The sequence below is a fragment of the Haloplanus sp. C73 genome, assembly GCF_051195115.1.
In the GTDB taxonomy this organism is placed as follows: domain Archaea; phylum Halobacteriota; class Halobacteria; order Halobacteriales; family Haloferacaceae; genus Haloplanus.
The window spans coordinates 315,326-334,906 of the sequence record NZ_JBNTJZ010000003.1 but is presented as its reverse complement, the minus strand read 5'-3'; the positions used below and the strand labels follow the sequence as shown (position 1 = coordinate 334,906).

The window sequence follows — 19,581 nt, the reverse complement described above, 5'->3', positions numbered from 1 at the left end:
GGCCGTGCCGTCGGACTACCAGCGCTTGTACGGCAGGAACTTGCCGTCGTAGGTGATGACGACGTGGTCGCCGTCCTCGTGTTCCTCTCGCTGGACGTCCACCTCGAAGTCGATGGCGCTCATGATGCCGTCACCGAACTCCTCGTGGATGACGGCCTTCATCGCCCGCCCGTACACTTGCGGGACTTCGTAGAACCGGTAGATACAGGGGTCCGAGGGAATCGTCGGGTCCTCCATGCCCTTCATCGGTGCTTCCTGTAGCGCCTCGGCGACGGGTTCGCCGAGGTCGAGCGCGTCGGTGAGCGCCTCGGCGTCTTCGGGCGTCATACTCGCGGCGTCGAAGATACTCGAAGCGACGAACATCTTGCTCCGCCCCGGGACGTGGTCGGCCAGTTCCTCGTAGGTGAGGCCACGCTCCTCTTTCTCGGTCAGAATCTTCGCCCGCATCTCGGATTTGGTCAACTTGTTCTCGCGTTCTGGGATGTTCATTGTCGATATCTCCCATCTGGACCGAATTGAAACCACTATAAAGAATTTGTCCTGAATATCTGCCTATTCGTTAGAATACTTCCGAATATATTAGGCGAACAGATTAGATATATGCGGAAATTTTGGAAATTCGTGCAATAAGCTGAGTCTCGGGGATGCGTAATCTGGCGTCGTGGAGTCACAGACAGCGGAACAGGGAGCGTCCGCCCGCCGCAGGGGAAACACCGATATCCGTTTCGTTCAGCCCAAGACCTTATATTTGGACAAACACACTAGATAAATCGAGAATCTACCCAATATCGCAGTATTGTTGGGTGAAAAATTAGATGTCCAATGAGTAGCGTTATATACTGGGAGTAAAATCGATTACTCGTCCTAACATGAAGAGAGATGGACCTAATCCCGGAAAAGGAGGACGGATGTCAGATTCGCGTCGGCCAAAGATGACGGTTCGCCCAAGTCTCGGCATGGAAGCGAACGTTCCGCGAGCGCGGTCTGCGGTAGATACGGAGGAGCAGTAAGATGTACGACAACACACTTGAGGGCGTCAGTGAGGCGGCAGCGGCACAGATTGAACTCATCGACAAGAAACTTCCCGCGTACCTCATCCACGCGGCGATGGCGGGCGCGTACATCGGCCTCGCCATCCTGCTCATCTTCGCGCTGGGGACGCCGATGGTCGGCACGCCGTTGGAGCCACTTCGGGGCGTCGTGATGGCTGCGATGTTCGGGATTGCGCTCAGTCTCGTCATCATCGCTGGCTCCGAACTGTTCACCGGTAACGCGATGATAATGGGTGTGGGCGCGCTGGAAGGACGGACCACGTGGGGCGCACTCGGCAAAGTGTGGGTGTGGTCGTGGGTCGGCAACCTCTTCGGCTCCCTGCTGGTCGCCGCGATGGCCGCTTGGGGCGGTGTCTTCTCCGACCCCACGCTGGTCTACGCCGTCGCGGAGACGAAGATGACCCTGTCGCCGCTCGAACTGTTCATTCAGGGCATCTTCTGTAACTGGCTGGTCGTGCTCGCGGTGTGGAGCAACTTCCGACTCGAAAACGCCATCGCCAAACTCGTGATGATTTGGTGGTGCCTGCTCGCGTTCATCGGTACCGGCTTCGAGCACAGCGTCGCCAACATGACCGTGCTCTCGCTCGCGAACTTCCTGACGATTACGACGGGACAGGCCGCCCCCGCGGCAATCAACTGGGTCAACATGGCCTACAACATCTCCATCGTCACGGTGGGCAACACCTTCGCGGGCGTCGTCATGATGGGCGCTGCGTACTGGTACATCAACGAGTCGTACAAAATCGACCTGTCGTCGGACGAGCCACTCGGCGGCGAGGGAAGCGTGGCCAGCGCCGACGACTGAGGCGCACAGTCGACGACGTCGGCGGACGAACTGCACGACTGATTTTCGGCATTCGGACAACGAACGTCCACTCGTTCGGATTTGAGTAGACGAAATACAACCTTATATCCGGTATATCTCATAATAAACCGGACAGCCATCGACTCAGACGCCCGAAAATAGGCGTTTGTAAACGGTTACCCTTATTATCTCCAATCAACAGATACTCAGTCGTGACAAACATTCCGCCTGCTGAAGCGAACGGGAGCGAAGTTGGACAGATGGCTAGTCCGATGGGGGGTCGACCATGAGCAACAAGAAAGAGACGTGGAAAGAGGGGATGTACGGCGACGAAGTGCGGGAGAAAATCATCGAGTTCGCCGAGAAAGGCTGGGAGTCGATTCCCGAGGAGGAGCGGGACATGTGGTTCTCCCGGTTCAAGTTCTGGGGCGTGTTCCACCAGCGCGACGGTCAGGAGTCGTATTTCATGATGCGGCTGACGAACGTCAACGGGCAGATGAACGCGGAGCAGCTCCGCACAATCGGTGAAGTCGCCCGGGAGTACGCCACCGGCCCCGTCGACAACCCCGAGTTCGGCGACGCGTGGATAGATTTCACCACTCGGCAGTCGATTCAGCTCCACTGGCTCAAACTGGAGGACATTCCGGCCATCTGGGAGAAACTCGAATCGGTCGGTGTGACCAGCCGCTCCGCGGGCGGTGACACGATGCGCAACATCGTCGGCTGTCCCGTCGCAGGCAAGGACACGGCGGAACTCGTCGAGAGCCAGCCCATCCTCGAACGACTGCAGGAGGACCTCCGGGGCGACGACGAACTGGCGAACATGCCGCGGAAGTTCAACATCAGCGTCACGGGCTGTCGAGAGGGGTGTGCCCAAGATTCAATCAACGGCATCGGCCTCGAACCCGCCGAGAAGGAACTCGATGGGGACGTCGTCACCGGCTTCAACGTCCGCGTCGGCGGCGGGACGGGCAGCCGCGAACCGCGACGCGCCCGCAGTCTCGATGTCTTCGTCACGCCGGAGAACGCCTACGACGTGGTGCGGGGCTTCGTCGAACTGTACCACGACCACGGCCGGCGGGACAACCGCCAGAAAAACCGGAGTCGCTTCTTCGTCGACGACCACGGCACCGACGAGATTCGCGAGCTCCTGCAGGAGGAGTACGTCGACTTCGAACTCCACCGGGCCGGCCGGGACTTCCGCGACGAGTACACGTACAACGCGGGCAAGCCGCCGGAGGCGGGCAAGACCGACCACGTCGGCGTCCACGAACAGCCGAGCGGCGACTACTACGTCGGCCTGAACGTGCCCGTGGGGCGGATGACCGCACGCGAGACCATCGCGCTCGCGGACCTCGCGGAGGCGTACGGCTCGGGCGAGCTTCGGCTCACGCGCCGCCAGAATCCGATAATCATGGACGTCGACGAATCGGCGGTCGACGCCCTGCTCGAGGAACCGCTGCTCGATACGCACACGCCGGAGCCGTCCGTGTTCGAGCGCGGGAGCATGGCCTGTACGGGCACCGAGTTCTGCGGGATAGCGCTCACGGAGACGAAAGTCCGCCTGACGCGGATGCTCCGCTGGCTCAACGCGAACGTCGACGTGCCGGACGACGTCGACACCATCAAGATTCACTACTCGGGCTGTACCGCCGACTGCGGGCAGGCCTACACCGCCGACATCGGACTGCAGGGGATGCGCGCCCAGAAGGACGGCGAAATCGTCGAGGCGCTCGACATCGGCGTCGGTGGCGGGATGGGTCCCAACCCCGAGTTCGTCGAGTGGGTCAGTCAGCGCGTGCCGGCGGACGAGGTGCCCGGCGCGATTCAGAGCCTCGTCGGCGCCTTCGCCGCCCACCGCGAGGAGGGGCAGACCTTCCGCGAGTGGCTCGAAGACTTCGGCATCGAGTCCGTCGTCGACATCTGTGAGCCGACGGAGACGGACTACGAGGACCCGTACATGCACGACGCCAAGCAGTCGTGGTACCCGTTCTCGACGGAGGAGAGCCCCGCGCCGACGACTGTCGACGACGTCCCAATCTCCTCGGACTGATGCCTGTCAGACTACTCGACGTGACGAGCTACACCACGTTCGACTTCGTCGAAGGCTACGCCTTCGGCCCGGACTGGAGAGACGACTCCGCCGCCGTCGTCGACGTCGACCGACCGTCGGAGTCGCCGGGGACGGTCCGGCTCCAGATAGAGTTCGACGGGGACGACATGGAGCACGTCGAACCGCACGCCGACAGCCTGACGCTCTCGCCGGAGCAGGCCCGCGGCCTCGCCGCCGACCTGAAGCGACACGCGGCGAACGCGGAGGCGGGAGAGGACGTCCCGCGAGGGCGAGGGCGATAGCATGCCCGTCGGCACCGTCTCTCTCGTCGGCGCGGGGCCGGGTGACCCCGAACTACTGACGGTCAAAGCCCGGCGTCTACTCGACGAGGCCGACGTGGTGCTGTACGACTCGCTCGTGAGCGAGGCCATCCGCGACCTGCCCCCGGCATCGGTCGAGTGCATCGACGTCGGGAAGCGCGGCGACGGCGAGCGGACGACACAGGCGGAGATAAACGACCTACTGGTTCGGCGCGCCACCGCCGGCGACGACGTGGTGCGTCTCAAGAGCGGCGACCCCTGCGTGTTCGGCCGCGGGGGCGAGGAAGCGGAAGAACTCGCGGCGGCGGGGATTCCGCTGGAAATCGTGCCCGGCGTGACGAGCGCCGTCGCGGGGCCGGGGCTGGCCGGCGTGCCGCCGACCCACCGCGAACACGCGTCCAGTCTGACGGTCGTGACGGGACACGAGGACCCGACGAAAGCGGATAGCGCACTCGACTGGGACGCGCTCGGGCGGTCGGTCACCGCGGGCGGAACGCTCGTCATCCTGATGGGCGTCGGCCGACTTCCGGACAACGTCGCCGCCCTCGAAGCGGCGGGCGTCGACCCCGAGACGCCGGTGGCGATGGTCGAACGCGCCTCTCGCGAAGACGAGTTCACGGTGACGGGAACGCTCGAAACCATCACCGAGCGCGCCCGCGAGGTGGGCATCGACCCGCCCGCCGTGACCGTCGTCGGCGACGTGGTGTCGGTGCGCGACCGGGTATCGGAGTACCTGAACGCCGCGGGCACGGCGCGGTCGACCGGCGGCCCGGTAGCCGACGACCCCGCAGTCCCGACGGAGTGACCCGGTCGAAGCCGGCGCGCGACCCGCGAGCGGGCCGTTCGCAAGATATTAGTAGCGAGCCACGGTTTGTTGCGATAATGGACGGGACAGTTTCGTCCGCACACGTCCGCTACACTGCGGTCCGACGACCGCGACGACGGGGCCGGTAGGCCCACCTTTCTCTCATTTCCCCCTGTGTTCGACACCAGCGACTTCCGGTGAGCGTCCCGTTTCGCATTTTATTTCAATTACAAAAACGTAGAATTTAAGTCCGTTAAGGGCCGAGAAGTCGATAATGACACGTGTGGCACTCGCGTTCTCCGGCGGTCTCGACACGACAGTGTGCGTCCCGCTTCTCGAAGAGGAGTGGGGGTACGACGAAGTCGTCGGCGTCACGGTCGACGTCGGCCAGCCCGAAGCGGAGTTCGAGGAGGCGGCGGAGACGGCAGACGCACTGGACCTAGAGCATCACGTCGTCGACGCGAAGGCGGAGTTCGCCCAGCAGTGTTTCGACTCCATCCGCGCGAACGCGACGTATCAGGGCTACCCGCTGGGGACGGCACTGGCACGCCCCGTCATCGCCGAGGCGATTCTCGACGTGGCCAAAGAGAACGACTGCGACGCCGTCGCCCACGGCTGTACCGGCAAGGGCAACGACCAGTTACGCTTCGAGGCCGTGTGGCGCGCCTCCGACCTCGAGGTCATCGCGCCCGTGCGCGAACTCGGCCTGACTCGCGAGTGGGAAATCGAGTACGCCGCGGAGAAGAACCTGCCCGTCGAGGGCGGCAACGAGGGCGTCTGGAGCATCGACACGAACCTCTGGAGCCGCTCCATCGAGGGCGGTGACCTCGAACAGCCGGGCCACGTCCCCGGCGAGGAGATTTACGACTGGACGCGTGCGCCCTCCGGCGACACCGAGGAAATCGAGATTACGTTCGAGAACGGCTACCCCGTCGCCGTCGACGGCGAGGAGATGGAACCCATCGCGCTCATCGAACACCTCAACGAGGTGGCCGGGAAGTACGGCGTCGGTCGAACGGACATGATGGAAGACCGCATGCTCGGGCTGAAGGTGCGCGAGAACTACGAGCACCCGGCGGCGACGACGCTCCTGAACGCTCACGAGACGCTCGAATCGCTCGTCCTCACGAAAGAGGAGCGCGACTTCAAGAAACTCGTCGACGACGAGTGGTCGCAAAAGGGCTACGAGGGCCTCGTCGACGCGCCGCTGATGGGCGCGCTCGAAGGCTTCATCGACGAGACACAGACCCGCGTGACGGGCACCGTGACGATTCGATTCGAGGGCGGGCAGGCCCGTCCGGTCGGCCGCGACAGCGAGTACGCCGTCTACGACGAGAGCTTCGCCTCGTTCAACACGGAGGACGTGGGCGACATCACGCAGGCCGACGCGACGGGCGTCGCGAAGTACCACGGCTTCCAAGAGCGCCTCGCGGCGAAGGTGCTCGCGAAGGCCAAGGAGGAGTAGTCGTGCACGTCGGCCTCCTCTACTCGCGCATCCGCCGCGACGAGAAGCTCCTGCTCTCGGAGCTTCGCGAGCGCGACCACGAAGTGACGAAAATCGACGTGCGGAAAGAGCGGTTCAACATCAGCGAGGCGCCCGAGGCATTTTCGGACGTGGACCTCGCCATCGACCGCTGTCTCGCGACCAGCCGCAGCCGCTACGTGACGCGCTTCCTCGACGCCTACGGTATCCCCGTCATCAACGCCGCCGACACCGCGGAGCTGTGTGCGGACAAGGTGAAAAACAGCCTCGCGCTGGAGGCGGCGGGCGTCCCCACGCCCAACACGGAGGTAGCGTTCACCACCGACAGCGCCCTCGAAACCATCGAATCCTTCGGCTACCCCTGCGTCCTCAAGCCCGTCATCGGGTCGTGGGGGCGGCTGATGGCCAAGGTGGACTCCCGGAGCGCCGCCGAGGCGATTCTGGAGCACAAGGCGACGCTCGGTCACTACGAGCACAAGGTGTTCTACGTCCAAGAGTTCGTCGAGAAGCCGGGGCGTGACATCCGCGTCGTCGCCACCGACGGCGAGCCCGTCGCGGCCATGACCCGAAGCTCCGACCACTGGCTCACCAACGCCGCGAAAGGCGGCGAGGTCAACGAGTTCGAAATCGACGACGAGGTGGCCGAACTGGTCGAACGCGCCTCCGACGCCGTCGGCGGCGGCTTGCTCGGTATCGACCTGATGGAGACGGGCGACTCCTACACCGTCCACGAAGTGAACCACACAGTCGAGTTCAAGGCGCTCGACTCGTGTGTCGACTTCGACGTGCCCGCCGCCATCGTCGACTGGCTGGAGACGAAAGCGGGTGAGACGGCATGAGCTACACCGCGAGCGTCGTCGGTGGCAGCGGGTTCACGGGCGGGGAACTCCTCCGCCTGCTGAACGGCCACCCCGACTTCGAGGTGGTACAGGCCACGAGTCGAAGCTACGAGCGCAAGACCGTCGGCCACCAGCACCCGAATCTCCGCGAGATGGACCTGCGGTTCACGTCGCCGACGGACCTCGAATCCGTCGACGTGCTCTTTGCGGCGACGCCTCACGGCGTCTCGATGGAGCGCATCGACGCCTTTCAGGACGCCGCCGACACCGTCGTCGACCTGAGCGCTGACTTCCGCCTCGGGAGCGAGAGCCAGTACGACGAGTGGTACGACGGCCACGAGCGGCCCGAACTGCTCGACAAAGCGGAGTACGCCCTCCCCGAACTCAACCGCGACAACCTCCCCGGCGCCGACCTCATCGCCTCGGGTGGCTGTAACGCGACGGCGACGATTCTGGGGCTGAAACCCCTCTTCGACGCCGGCATCCTCTCGGGCGACGAGCAGGTGGTCGTCGACGTGAAGGTGGGGTCGTCGGAGGGCGGCGCCGGCGGCGGCGCGGCCTCCTCCCACCCCGAGCGCTCGGGCATCGTCCGCCCGTACGCGCCGACGGGCCACCGCCACGAGGCCGAAATCGAGGAGTTCCTCGGCCTCTCGGTGTCGTTCACGGTCCACGCCGTCGACATGACTCGGGGCGCCGCCGCAACCGCTCACGTCTTCCCGGACGGCCCGGTGGGGAAGAAAGACCTCTGGAGCGCCTACCGCGACGCCTACGACGACGAACCCTTCATGCGAACCGTCGCGGGCGGCGGTGGCGTCTACCGCTACCCCGAACCCAAGGCCGTCGCAGGCACCAACCACGGCGAAGTCGGCTTCGAACTCGACCCCGGCAACGAGCGACTGGTCGTGTTCTCGGCCATCGACAACATGATGAAAGGCTCGGCGGGACAGGCGGTCCACGCCGCGAACATCGCACTCGGCCTCGACGAGACGGCGGGGCTGACGTTCCAAGGACTCCACCCGGTGGGGGCACCGTAGGATGTCGGTCGTCGTCAAAATCGGGGGCGCGAAAGCCGTCGACCCCGCCGGCGCCGTCGCGGACATCGCCAGCCTCGTCGACGACGGCGAACCCGTCGCCGTCGTCCACGGTGGCTCGACTGCCGTCGACGACCTGCTGGACCGACTCGGCATCGAGCCGACGTACGTCGAGACGCCGGACGGCGTCGTCGGCCGGTTCACCGACGAGGAGACGATGGACGCGTTCACGATGGCGATGGCGGGACAGGTGAACACGGAGTTGGTCGCGACGTTCCGCGAGGCGGGCGTCGACGCCGTCGGCCTGTCGGGCGTCGACGGCGGCCTCATCACCGGCCCCCGGAAGTCCGCGGTTCGCGTCGTCGAGGACGGCAAGAAGAAAATCAAGCGCGGCGACCACTCGGGGAAAATCGAGTCCGTCAACAGCGAGTTGCTGGAGACGCTGCTTGCGGACGGCTACACGCCCGTCGCCGGCCCGCCGATGCTCGCCGACGACGGCGTCCCGGTCAACACGGACGCCGACCGCGCGGCGGCGGCGGTTGCCGGCGCCCTCGGGGCGACGCTGGTCGTCCTGACGGACGTCGCTGGCGTCTACGCCGACCCGGACGACCCCGGGACACTCATCGAATCGGTATCGACCCCCGCGGAGTACGATGCTCTGACCGACGCCGCGGAGGGGTTCATGACGAAGAAAGTGATGGCCGCGACGGAGGCATTGGAGCGCGGCGCGAGCGAAGTCGTCGTCGCCGACGCCAACGCCGACGCGCCGGTCACGGCAGCGCTGGCGGAAAGCGGTACACACATCCACCCGAGCGCACTGGAGGACACATGAGCGGATTCGTCTTCTCGGAGAAACCCATCGGTATCGAGCGCGGTGATGGAGCGTATCTCTACGCCGAAGACGGCACCGAGTATCTCGATTTCGGCGCGAGTTACGCCGTCACGCCCGTCGGCCACAGCCACCCGCAGGTGGTCGACGCGGTACAGTCACAGGCCGAGGACCTGATGTACGTGCAGGCGTCGTACCCCGTCGCGGCGCGGACGGAACTGTACGAGAAACTGGCGACGGTGTCGCCGCCCGGCCTCGACAACGTCTGGCTCTGTAACTCGGGCACCGAAGCCAACGAGGCGGCGCTGAAGTTCGCGCGGAACGCGACGGGGCGGTCGAAAATCGTCGCCACCCGCCGCGGCTTCCACGGGCGCACCCTCGGCGCCCTCTCGATGACGTGGAAGGACAAGTACAAGAAGTCCTTCGAGCCGCTGGTCGAGGGTATCGAGTTCGTCTCCTACGGCGACGGCGAGGAACTCGCGGAGGCCGTCGACGACGAGACGGCCGCGGTGTTTCTCGAACCCATCCAAGGCGAGGGGGGCATCCACCCCGCGGAGACGGCGTATCTGGAGCGCGCTCGCGAAGTCACCGAGGACGCGGGCGCGGCGCTCGTCTTCGACGAGATTCAGACCGGCGTGGGGCGGACGGGGACGCTCTGGGCCTGCGAACAGTCCGGCGTCGACCCCGACATCCTCACGACGGCGAAGGGTATCGCCAGCGGCCTGCCCCTCGGCGCGACGGTGTGTGCCGACTGGATTGCCGACGCCGACCCCGAACACGGGTCGACGTTCAGCGGCGGCCCCGTCGTCTGTGCGGCCGCCAACACCACCCTCGACCTGCTGGTCGAGGAGGACCTGCCGGCCCACGCCGCCGAGATGGGCGACTATCTCGTGGAGGAAATCGAGGCGGCCGACCTCCCCATCCGCGACGTTCGCGGACGGGGGTTGATGATAGGCGTCGAGGTGAAGCGGGGGGCCAATCGCCTGCTGCGTGACCTCGCGCTCAACGAGCAGGTGTTGGCGCTGCCGGCGGGCCGGACCGTCCTCCGCTTGCTCCCGCCGCTCGTCATCGACGAGAGCCACGCCGACGAGTTCGTCGACTCGCTGGAGGGGGTACTCGGATGACGGCGGGCGAAGTGGCAGCGGAGCGCGACCTGAGCGCGGCCCAGCGCCTGCTCGTCGACCTCGTTTCGATTCCGTCGCCCTCGGGCGAGGAGGCGGCGGCGGCGGCTCGGCTGGTCGAGTTCTTCGAGGCCCACGACCGCGAGGTGTGGACGGACGAAGTTGGGAACGTCCACGCGCCGGCCGACGACGCCGTCCTCCTGACCTCCCACATCGACACTGTGCCGGGCGATATCCCGGTCGAGATTCGGGAGGAGGACGGCGACGCGGTGCTGTGGGGACGCGGGAGCGTCGACGCGACGGGGCCGCTGGCCGCGATGGCCGTCGCCGCCGTCGAGACAGGTGTGAGCTTCATCGGCGTCGTCGGCGAGGAAGTCGACTCTCGCGGGTCGCGACACGTCATCGAGAGCGACCGTGCGGAGCCGGATGCCGTCGTCAACGGCGAGCCGAGCGGGTGGACGGGCATCACGCTCGGCTACCGCGGCCTGCTGGCGGGGACGTACGTCGCCACCAGCGAATCGGGTCACACCTCCCGCCCGGAGAACAACGCGATTCAGGACGCGATGGACTGGTGGGAGCGGGTCGAAGAGGAGTTCGACCCCGACGAGTATCTGCCCGTCTTCGAGCGCGTCACCTGCAAACCCACGTCGTTCGAGGGCGGCACCAGCGTCGACGGCCTGTCCGTCGAGGCGACGATGGAGGTGCAGTTCCGCGTCCCGCCGGAGTACACCGTCGACGACGTCCGCGAGATGGCCGACGGCCGTCTCGAAACCGGGACGGTTCATTGGTACGACCACGTGCCGCCCGTGATGGAGAGCCCGCGGACGAACGTGGCGCGGGCGTTTCGTGCCGCGGTTCGGAACGCCGGCGGCGACCCGCGACTCCTGCGGAAGACCGGCACTGCCGACATGAACGTCTTTGCCTCCGCGTGGGATTGCCCGATGGTCACGTACGGTCCCGGCGACTCGGACTTGGACCACGCGCCGAACGAGCATCTCTCGCTCGACGAGTACGACCGCTCGGTCGAGGTGTTACTCGACGCCTGCGAACGCCTACGATGATAGAACCCACCCACATCCTCGACGTGGACGACCTCACGGCCGAGGACCTGACCACGGTGTTGAATCGTGCGGCCGCCATCAAGGCCGGCGAGGACCACACGGACCTCGAACGACAGACGCTCGCGATGGTGTTCGAGAAGCCGAGTACGCGAACGCGGACGTCGTTCGAGACGGCGATGACCCGGCTCGGCGGCCACGCCATCTTCCTCGGCCCGGACGACATCCACCTCGGACACGGCGAACCGGTGAAAGACACCGCTCGCGCGCTCGCGGGCTACACCGACGCCATCATGGCGCGGCTGTTCGACCACGACGACGCCGAGGAACTCGCCGCCTACGCCGACGTGCCAGTCATCAACGGCCTGACCGACGACGCCCACCCCTGTCAGACCCTCGCCGACCTGCTGACCATCCGCGAGCGGTTCGGCGGATTCGACGACGTGACCGTCGCGTGGGTCGGCGACGGCAACAACGTCGCGCAGTCGTTCGTCCTCGGGGCCGCGCTCGCCGACCTAGAGGTCGTGGTGGCGACGCCGCCCGAGTACGGCATCGACGACGACGTCCTCGACCGGGCCGCGGCGCTGGGGCGGGCACCCGAACTCGCCGACAGCCCCGACGACGCCGTCGCGGACGCCGACGTCGTCTACACCGACGTCTGGGTGTCGATGGGCGAGGAAGACGAGCGCGAGGAGAAACTCGCGGCGTTCGAGGGCTACCAACTGAACGCGGACCTACTGGCGGGCAGCGACGCCGAGGTGATGCACTGTCTCCCCGCCCATCGCGGCGAGGAGATAACCGACGAGGTAGTCGAGAGCGAGCGGTCGGTCGTCTGGCAGCAGGCAGAGAACCGCCTGCACGCACAGGCCGGCCTGCTGGTCGAACTGCTGGCGTAGCGCGCAGTCGACGAGGGTTTTAATCCCAGCGCGCGTAAGACCGCGCGTGGCAGACACGGCGGGATTCGACCGGTTCTTCCCCTACGACGACCCGTATCCGAACCAGCGCGAGGCGATGGACCGCATCGCCGACGCCCTCGATAGCGAGCGGGACGTCCTGCTGGAGGGCGCGCCGGGGACGGGCAAGACGCTATCGGCGCTCGTGCCGGCGCTGGCACACGCCCGCGAACACGACCGGACAGTCGTCATCACGACGAACGTCCACCAGCAGATGCGGCAGTTTGTCGCCGACGCCCGCGCCATCGCCGCCGAGGAGCCGATTCGGGCGGTGGTGTTCAAGGGCAAGGCGTCGATGTGTCACATCGACGTCGGCTACGAGGAGTGCCGGAGTCTGAAGGAGACGACGCGCTCGCTGGTCGAAGCCGAGACGGACCGCGCGGAACTCGCCGAGCGTAACGAAGCACTGCTGTCGGAGATGCAAGACGGGAGCGACGAGGCCGCCGAGGCCCGGTCGGCCGTCGTCGACGAACTGGAGCAGTTGGAGGCGGAAATCGAGGAGCTCCAGTCGGCGAACATCTGCGAGCACTACCGGGCGAATCTCACTCACGACACCGACGCCTTCCGCGACTGGCTGTTCGACGACGTGCGGACGCCGGAGGAAATCTACGAGTACGCCGACGAGCAGGGGCTCTGTGGCTACGAACTCCTGAAGGAGGGCATGGAGGGAGTCGACCTCGTCGTCTGTAACTACCACCACCTGCTCGACCCGGGTATCCGCGAACACTTCTTCCGATGGCTGGGGCGTGACCCCGAGGACGTCGTCACCGTCTTCGACGAGGCCCACAACATCGAGTCGGCGGCGCGGGACCACGCCACGCGAACGCTCTCGGCGCGGACGCTGGAGGGCGCGCTGTCGGAACTCGACGAGGCCGACGACTCGCGGGCGGGCAGCGCCCGAAACGTCATCGAGGCGTTCCTGTCGGGGCTGGAGACGGCCGTCGACGACGCCCTCGGCTTCGGGGAGCGGGAACAGGTGGGCGAGGACTGGCACGACGTCGCCATCGCCAACGACGACCGGCGCGACGACCTGACACTCGCCTTCCTCGACGCCTACGAAGGGAGCGGCATCGACACCGAAATCGACCTCGCGGTACAGGTGGGCGAGACGCTAGACGAGGCGTACGAGGAGGCCTACCGGCGCGGCGAGACGACGACCCGAAGCGAGTCGTCGACGCTGCAGGCCGCAGAGTTCATCGCCGACTGGATGGGGAAGGGCGCGGACTTGGGCCGCCACCCGATGGCGGCGGTGCGGCGCGACGCGACCACGGAGGAAGTGTACGGACGCGCAGAACTGTACACGTGCATCCCCCGCGAGGTGACGGAAGGGCTGTTCGACGAGGTGGCCGCGAGCGTCCTGATGAGCGCGACGCTGCGCCCGTTCGACGTCATCGAAGACGTCCTCGGCCTGACCGACCCGGCGACGATGGCGTACGGGCTGGCGTATCCCGAGGAGCGCCGGCGGACGTTCGCCGTCGAGGGGCCGGCGCTGTTCGCGAGCGAGCGCGACGACCCCCAGACGCAGGCGACGGTGGCCGACACGCTCGCCGACGCGGTGACGATGACGCCGGGCAACACGCTCGTGTTCTGTCCCTCCTACGCGGAGGCCGAGCGGTATCACGACCGACTGAACCTGCCGAAGGGCTATCTCGACGAAGCCGGCACGCCCACCGAGGACCTGCGTCGGCGGTTCGTCGAGGACGACGGCGCCACCCTCTTCACGTCGCTGTGGGGGACGCTCGGCGAGGGGGTGAGTTTCGACGGCGACGACGCGCGGACCGTCGTCGTCCTCGGCGTCCCGTACCCGAACCTCTCGGAGCGGATGGAGGCTGTCCAAGACGCTTACGACCGCGTCTACGACGGCCGCACCGACGCAGGCTGGCGCTACGCCGTCGAAATCCCGACCATCCGCAAGACCCGGCAGGCGCTCGGGCGGGTGATTCGCGCCCCCGACGACTTCGGTGTGCGCATCCTGCTCGACAAGCGCTACACGCGCGCCGGGCGCGACATGGGGCAGTACGGGGTTCGCGACGCCTTCCCGGTCGAGGAGCGGGACGAACTCATCGATGTCGCCCCCGAGAAACTGAAGTTCGCGATGCTGAACTTCTACGCCGACCTCGACGCCTACGACGGCGACCCGCCCGCGCCCTGATTGCGAGGAAAGACATTTGTCGCGGGCGTGACGGGACAGGATATGCGCCGAGCGACGCTTGCCCTCCTCACGCTCGCGCTCCTCGCTGGCTGTGTCGCACCGAGCGGGCAACCGACGCCGACCGAGACGTCGACTTCGACGGCGACCCCGACGCCGGTGACCACCGAGTACGCCGTCAGCGTCGGGTCGATACCCGACGAGATTCGGTCGGTCGAAGTGACGCTACGGGTCGTCTTCGTCGAGCGAGAGGCCGACATCGGTCCGTGCTGGCGGGAGACGTTTGACGGGCCGTACAAGCCGACGACGACCCCAATCGCGCCGCCGAGCGGCGAGTGTTACCGGTCGGAGACGGTGAGCGTCGACCTGACGGACCTCGACGGCGAGCGCTCGCTAGGGACGTTCCGCGCGCCGGGGCGATTCGACGCGGGACACGCGCTCGTCGCCACGAACGTGACGGCGAGACACGAAAACGGAAGCGTGGTGACGGGGGTTCGTGGTGCGAGCGGCAAGCGACTCTCGGTCGTCCGAGGGCCACCGACCGGGCCGTCACGCGTGACGCTCTCCATCGAGTCCTACCGGGACCGGCCGTACGACTACTGGTTCGTGGTAGATTAGGGCCGCGGGAGCGAGACGGTCCACGCCTTCGCGTGATGAATCTGGCTCCAAAGGTCGACTTCCGAGACGGTCCACGTCACGGGGTCGATGTCGAGTTCGCGAAGGCGGTCCACGTCCGCAACGTTGCCACCGCGAGCGAGCGTGACGTGCGGGGTGTAGCCCGGGCCTTCCAACTCCTCGTCGACGACGCCGAACTCCTCGACGATTCGGTGATGCAGGTCGTAGAGACCGGGGCTCTCGACGTCGAGATAGACGACGGGGGCCGGGCCACGGATTGGCGTCTCGAAGGCGTCGATGCCGGTGATACGCACCTCGAAAGCCGGGGTGGGCGAGAGCGCAACTCGGAGCCGTTCGCGCAGGTGGTCGTAGCCAGTCTCGTCGACGTCGAAGCGCTTACAGACCAGCGAGTGACGCTCGCGAACCTTGTCGAACGCCACGAGGTGGGGATGGAGTTCCGAGGCGAGGCGTTCGACGGTGCCCGGAACGGGAACGTTGAGGCTGTACACACCGTATATTCGCGCGCGGCCGGCAAGAGCGTTGCGTGGCTAGAGCCAGTCGAACAGCCAGAGAAGGATGAGAAGGGCGACGAGGAGGCCGATGACGGGCCCGATGAAGCCGAAGAAGCCGAGGACGATACCGAACACCTCCCCGACGATTTCGAGCGCGAGCCACACGATGACGAGCAGAAGGACCACTTTCAGCAGGTCCTCGACGTCGATGGCGGCACGGTTCATGGTCGAACCTGTGTCGCGACGGCGCAAAAGGGTAGCGGCCGTTCGGCCGACAGACGCGTGTGTCAGCCCCCCATGCAGCAATCGAACATCAAGCCTTTTTACACGTAGTGCGCTACGGGCAGGCCGAGAATGAGTCGCGACGCGGCAGGTGCGTTGTCCATCGAGTCGAATCGACAGTCCTTCCACGTGGCGCCGCACCCGTCGGTGCGAGCGGGCGTGTACACGACCCCGAACTGAGCCACGTATCGATGAGTTCTACGTCATACAGCCGCGTCCAGAAGCTTTTCCTGAAGTATCAACACGTCTTCGTGTTCGCGGCGCCGATTATCTTCATCGTCGGTGTGGTCCTCGCCGCGCCGACGCCGAGCGACGCGGGGACCGAGTACTGGCTGGAGTACTGGTGGCTCTTCCCGGCGTTCCTGACGGGCGCGACCATCGTGAACACGGTTGGAATCAGCGGGTCGGCGATATTCGTCCCCTTCCTGATTTTCATCTACCCGCTGTTCGCACAGCCACTCGACCCGGCGACGATAGTGAAGGTGGGCCTCATCAGCGAGGCCTTCGGCCTGTCGAGTTCGTCCGTCGCGTTCATCCAGTACGGCCTCGTCGACCGCCGACTGGCGCTGACACTCGTCGGCGGGTCGATACCTTTCGTCGTCGGCGGCGCGCTGCTCTCCTTTATCATCCCCGAACCGGTCTTCCACGCGTTGCTCGCCATCGCGCTTCTCGCCGCCGCGTATCTGCTGTTCAAGACCAACCTCGACCACAGCGGCGACAGCGAGGGCGCGACGGCCGACGGCGGAACGACGGCTTCGAACCTCCCCAACGACAGCGGTAAACTCGGTCCGGCGGGCGTCCGCACCGACGACGAGGGGACGGTTACGCGCGTCGACCGCGGCGGCGACGACTACAGCTACACCCGCGGTGGCTACCTGCGACGGGCGACGAACTACAGCATCGGCGGCACCTTCCAAGGACTCGCCGGCTTCGGCATCGGCGAACTCGGCCTCATCTCGATGCTGGGGACGAAAGTCCCCGTCCGAATTGCCATCGGAACGAACCACATCGTCGTCGCGCTGACGGCGATTCTCGCGTCGCTCGTCCACGTCTTCGGCGGCGGCCTCGTCGGCGGCCACTCGCTCAGTCTCGCCTCGACGCCGTGGAACATGGTCGTGTTCACCGTCCCGGCGACGGTGACGGGCGGCCAGATTGCGCCCTACGTCTCGAACGCGCTCAGCACGCGAACAATCAAGCGCTTCGTCGCGGGGCTGTTCGGCATCATCTCGATTGCGCTCTTCCTGATGGCGGCAGGGCTGGGCTGAATCGGGAAAAAAGATACTCAGCGTTCGGGGTCGAGCGCCTCGACCTGTTGCTCGATATACCGTCGCGGCCACTCGGCGAGATGGGTCGCGAGGCGGCCGAGAAGGCTGTTCGACGTCGGGTCTTCGGGAGCAGGGTCTCCACGAAGACGAGGGTCGGTTTCGTGGCTCATCCGTGACACGTAGTGCCACGGGCGACGCAGTAATAAACGTTGGTGATAATTTTCGGCAACGTAGAGCGAGCCGCGTTCAAAACTCGGAGTCGAGTTCGGGGGCAACGCCGTCGTCCTCGGTGTCGAAGTCGAACTCCTCGCGGAGACTCCGGATTCGGTCACGGATGTCGGCGGCGAGTTCGAACTCCAGATTGTCGGCGGCGGCCTGCATGCGGTCTTCGAGCGCGTCGATGCGCTCGCGGGCCTCGGCCTCGTCCGCGGGGGCGTCGCCGGTGACGCCCGAGGTGTCCGTCTCGCTACCGGGCAGGTTCGTCTCGCCCACGGCCTTCTCGATGGTCGTCGGTTCGTGGCCGTGGTCCTCGTTGAACGCCTGCTGAATCTCGCGGCGGCGGCGCGTCTCCTCGATAGCCGACTCCATGGCGTCGGTCATCTCGTCGGCGTAGAGCACCACCTCGCCGTTGACGTTGCGCGCCGCCCGCCCCATCGTCTGGACGAGCGTGGTCTCCGAGCGGAGAAAGCCCGTCTGGTCGGCGTCGAGGATGGCGACCAGCGACACCTCGGGGATGTCCAGCCCCTCGCGGAGGAGGTTGATGCCGACGAGGACGTCGAACTCGCCGAGACGCAGGCCGCGGATGAGTTCGTGTCGCTCCAGCGTGTCCGTCTCGTCGTGCATGTACTCGACGGCGATGCCCGCCTCGGAGAGATACTCCGTCAGGTCCTCGGCCATGCGCTTTGTGAGCGTCGTGACGAGGACACGCTCACCGTCGGCCTTGCCGTCTTCGCTCGCCGTCTGTGACTCGCGGTTGATGCGCTCGTCGATGCGGTCGACGAGGTCGTCAATCTGGCCCGTCGCGTCCGCCACCTCGATTTCGGGGTCGACGAGATGCGTGGGTCGAACGATTTGCTCGACGACCTGCTCCGAGCGCTCTCGCTCGTAGTCGCCCGGCGTCGCCGAGACGTAGAGCGTGCGGTCGGTCTTATCCTCGAACTCCTCGAACGTGAGTGGTCGGTTGTCGTAGGCGGTGGGGAGACGGAAGCCGTTCTCGACCAGCGAATCCTTGCGCGATTTGTCGCCCTCGTACTGGCCCTTAATCTGGGGCAGGGTTTGGTGGGACTCGTCGATGACCGTCAGGAAGTCGTCGGGGAAATAATCCAAGAGAGTGTAGGGCGCCTCGCCGGAGTCGCGGTCCGAGAGGTGGACGGAGTAGTTCTCGATGCTCGAGCAGTAGCCCGTCTCCCGAAGCATCTCGATGTCGAAAGTGGTGCGTTCCTCGATTCGCTGGGCGGCGACCAAATCGCCCTGTCGCTCGAAGTGACTCACCCGGTCGTGCATCAGGCTCTCGATTTCGTCGATGGCGTTCTCCAGTCGGTCCTCGGGGATGGAGTAGTGTTCCGCCGGGTGGACGAGGACGGCGGGTTCCTGACTCTTTACCTCGCCCTCCAGCGGGTCGAGTTTCGTCAGGCGGTCGATTTCGTCGCCCCAGAACTCCACGCGGACGGCGTAGCGGCCGTACATCGGAAACACTTCGACGGTGTCGCCGCGGACGCGGAAGGTACCCTGCGTGAAGTCCACGTCGTTGCGGTCGTAGTTGAGGTCGACCAAGCGCGCGAGCAGGTCGTCGCGTCCGATTTCCTGCCCCTGTTCGAGGCGCAGCGCCATGTCGACGTAGTTGGCGGGGTCGCCCAGCCCGTAGATGGCGGAGACGCTCGCGACGACGATGACGTCGTTACGGGTCAGCAGCGACCGGGTGGCCGAGTGGCGCAGCCGGTCGATTTCGTCGTTGATGGAGGCGTCCTTGTCGATGAACGTGTCCGTCTGTTCGACGTACGCCTCGGGCTGGTAGTAGTCGTAGTAGGAGACGAAGTACTCGACGGCGTTGTCCGGAAACAGGTTACGAAACTCCTCGTACAGCTGGGCCGCGAGCGTCTTGTTGTGGGCGATGACCAGCGTCGGCTGCTGGAGTTCTTCGATAACCCACGAGACGGTGTTGGTCTTGCCCGAGCCGGTCACGCCGAGAAGCGTCTGGACGTCCATCCCGCTCTCGTACCCAGCGACGAGTTCCTCGATGGCGTCGGGCTGGTCGCCCGCCGGGTCGAAGGGGGCGTCGACCCGAAACGGTCGGTCGGCGTCGGGACGGTCCGGCTGGAGCGGACCCGAGTTCGCGTCGCTCACGCCCACGTATCGTCGCTCGAAGGACTTGACGGATTCGCTTGGCCGGCTACGAGTGAGCAGGAACTT

General features: G+C 66.0%; 19 protein-coding genes. 14 read left to right on the top strand and 5 right to left on the bottom strand.

Annotation, left to right across the window (positions count from 1 at the left end; translation table 11 throughout):
- Positions 1-15: 15 nt before the first annotated feature.
- Entirely contained in the window at positions 16-489 is a 474-nt protein-coding gene (gene cynS, locus ACQUSQ_RS08245; protein ID WP_435068165.1) for a cyanase, read from the bottom strand.
- 522 nt (positions 490-1,011) lie between these two features.
- On the opposite strand from cynS, the gene ACQUSQ_RS08240 reads away from it, so the two are divergent.
- From ACQUSQ_RS08240 to ACQUSQ_RS08180, 13 genes are all read left to right on the top strand, one after another.
- On the top strand, positions 1,012-1,857 hold the full coding sequence (locus ACQUSQ_RS08240) for a formate/nitrite transporter family protein (protein WP_435068164.1): 846 nt from the start codon (positions 1,012-1,014) through the stop codon (positions 1,855-1,857).
- Positions 1,858-2,143: 286 nt separating this feature from the next.
- Positions 2,144-3,910: a nitrite/sulfite reductase gene (locus ACQUSQ_RS08235; protein WP_435068162.1), complete on the top strand. Its 1,767-nt coding sequence runs from the start codon at positions 2,144-2,146 to the stop codon at positions 3,908-3,910.
- On the top strand, positions 3,910-4,212 hold the full coding sequence (locus ACQUSQ_RS08230; protein WP_435068160.1) for a DUF6360 family protein: 303 nt from the start codon (positions 3,910-3,912) through the stop codon (positions 4,210-4,212). Before ACQUSQ_RS08235 ends, ACQUSQ_RS08230 begins: the two co-directional genes overlap by 1 nt.
- 1 nt (position 4,213) lies before the next feature.
- Positions 4,214-5,035 carry a uroporphyrinogen-III C-methyltransferase gene (cobA, locus tag ACQUSQ_RS08225; RefSeq protein ID WP_435068158.1) on the top strand — a complete coding sequence of 274 codons (822 nt, stop codon included), beginning with the start codon at positions 4,214-4,216 and terminating at the stop codon, positions 5,033-5,035.
- A 274-nt stretch (positions 5,036-5,309) separates the two neighbouring features.
- The gene (locus ACQUSQ_RS08220) at positions 5,310-6,500 is read left to right on the top strand and encodes an argininosuccinate synthase (RefSeq protein ID WP_435068156.1); all 1,191 of its coding nucleotides are present in this window, start codon (positions 5,310-5,312) and stop codon (positions 6,498-6,500) included.
- Between the two features lie 2 nt (positions 6,501-6,502).
- Positions 6,503-7,357: a lysine biosynthesis protein LysX gene (gene lysX / locus ACQUSQ_RS08215; protein WP_435068155.1), complete on the top strand. Its 855-nt coding sequence runs from the start codon at positions 6,503-6,505 to the stop codon at positions 7,355-7,357.
- Positions 7,354-8,391 carry an N-acetyl-gamma-glutamyl-phosphate reductase gene (gene argC / locus ACQUSQ_RS08210; protein ID WP_435068153.1) on the top strand — a complete coding sequence of 346 codons (1,038 nt, stop codon included), beginning with the start codon at positions 7,354-7,356 and terminating at the stop codon, positions 8,389-8,391. Before lysX ends, argC begins: the two co-directional genes overlap by 4 nt.
- A 1-nt stretch (position 8,392) precedes the next feature.
- Positions 8,393-9,220, top strand: a complete 828-nt coding sequence (locus ACQUSQ_RS08205) for an acetylglutamate/acetylaminoadipate kinase (protein WP_435068151.1) — start codon at positions 8,393-8,395, stop codon at positions 9,218-9,220.
- Positions 9,217-10,341 carry an aspartate aminotransferase family protein gene (locus ACQUSQ_RS08200; protein WP_435068149.1) on the top strand — a complete coding sequence of 375 codons (1,125 nt, stop codon included), beginning with the start codon at positions 9,217-9,219 and terminating at the stop codon, positions 10,339-10,341. The genes ACQUSQ_RS08205 and ACQUSQ_RS08200 overlap by 4 nt, the downstream gene beginning before the upstream one ends.
- Positions 10,338-11,399 carry a [LysW]-lysine hydrolase gene (locus tag ACQUSQ_RS08195; protein WP_435068147.1) on the top strand — a complete coding sequence of 354 codons (1,062 nt, stop codon included), beginning with the start codon at positions 10,338-10,340 and terminating at the stop codon, positions 11,397-11,399. The genes ACQUSQ_RS08200 and ACQUSQ_RS08195 overlap by 4 nt, the downstream gene beginning before the upstream one ends.
- Positions 11,396-12,292: an ornithine carbamoyltransferase gene (gene argF / locus ACQUSQ_RS08190; protein ID WP_435068145.1), complete on the top strand. Its 897-nt coding sequence runs from the start codon at positions 11,396-11,398 to the stop codon at positions 12,290-12,292. Before ACQUSQ_RS08195 ends, argF begins: the two co-directional genes overlap by 4 nt.
- A 46-nt stretch (positions 12,293-12,338) precedes the next feature.
- Positions 12,339-14,501 carry an ATP-dependent DNA helicase gene (locus tag ACQUSQ_RS08185; protein ID WP_435068144.1) on the top strand — a complete coding sequence of 721 codons (2,163 nt, stop codon included), beginning with the start codon at positions 12,339-12,341 and terminating at the stop codon, positions 14,499-14,501.
- A 42-nt stretch (positions 14,502-14,543) separates the two neighbouring features.
- The gene (locus ACQUSQ_RS08180; RefSeq protein WP_435068143.1) at positions 14,544-15,116 is read left to right on the top strand and encodes a hypothetical protein; all 573 of its coding nucleotides are present in this window, start codon (positions 14,544-14,546) and stop codon (positions 15,114-15,116) included.
- On the opposite strand, the gene ACQUSQ_RS08175 is transcribed toward ACQUSQ_RS08180, so the two are convergent.
- Positions 15,113-15,622, bottom strand: coding sequence for a 2'-5' RNA ligase family protein (locus tag ACQUSQ_RS08175; protein WP_435068141.1), 510 nt, complete (start codon positions 15,620-15,622; stop codon positions 15,113-15,115). The two genes, ACQUSQ_RS08180 and ACQUSQ_RS08175, sit on opposite strands and share 4 nt — an antisense overlap.
- A gap of 39 nt (positions 15,623-15,661) precedes the next feature.
- Complete coding sequence (locus ACQUSQ_RS08170; RefSeq protein WP_435068139.1) at positions 15,662-15,850, bottom strand: DUF7554 family protein; 189 nt, start codon at positions 15,848-15,850, stop codon at positions 15,662-15,664.
- A gap of 248 nt (positions 15,851-16,098) precedes the next feature.
- Here ACQUSQ_RS08170 and ACQUSQ_RS08165 point away from each other — a divergent pair, with 248 nt between their 5' ends.
- Positions 16,099-17,172: a sulfite exporter TauE/SafE family protein gene (locus ACQUSQ_RS08165; protein ID WP_435068137.1), complete on the top strand. Its 1,074-nt coding sequence runs from the start codon at positions 16,099-16,101 to the stop codon at positions 17,170-17,172.
- A 17-nt stretch (positions 17,173-17,189) separates the two neighbouring features.
- Here ACQUSQ_RS08165 and ACQUSQ_RS08160 read toward each other — a convergent pair whose 3' ends face one another.
- The gene (locus tag ACQUSQ_RS08160) at positions 17,190-17,342 is read right to left on the bottom strand and encodes a hypothetical protein (RefSeq protein ID WP_435068136.1); all 153 of its coding nucleotides are present in this window, start codon (positions 17,340-17,342) and stop codon (positions 17,190-17,192) included.
- A gap of 76 nt (positions 17,343-17,418) precedes the next feature.
- The gene (gene uvrB, locus ACQUSQ_RS08155; protein ID WP_435068135.1) at positions 17,419-19,515 is read right to left on the bottom strand and encodes an excinuclease ABC subunit UvrB; all 2,097 of its coding nucleotides are present in this window, start codon (positions 19,513-19,515) and stop codon (positions 17,419-17,421) included.
- Positions 19,516-19,581: the final 66 nt, after the last annotated feature.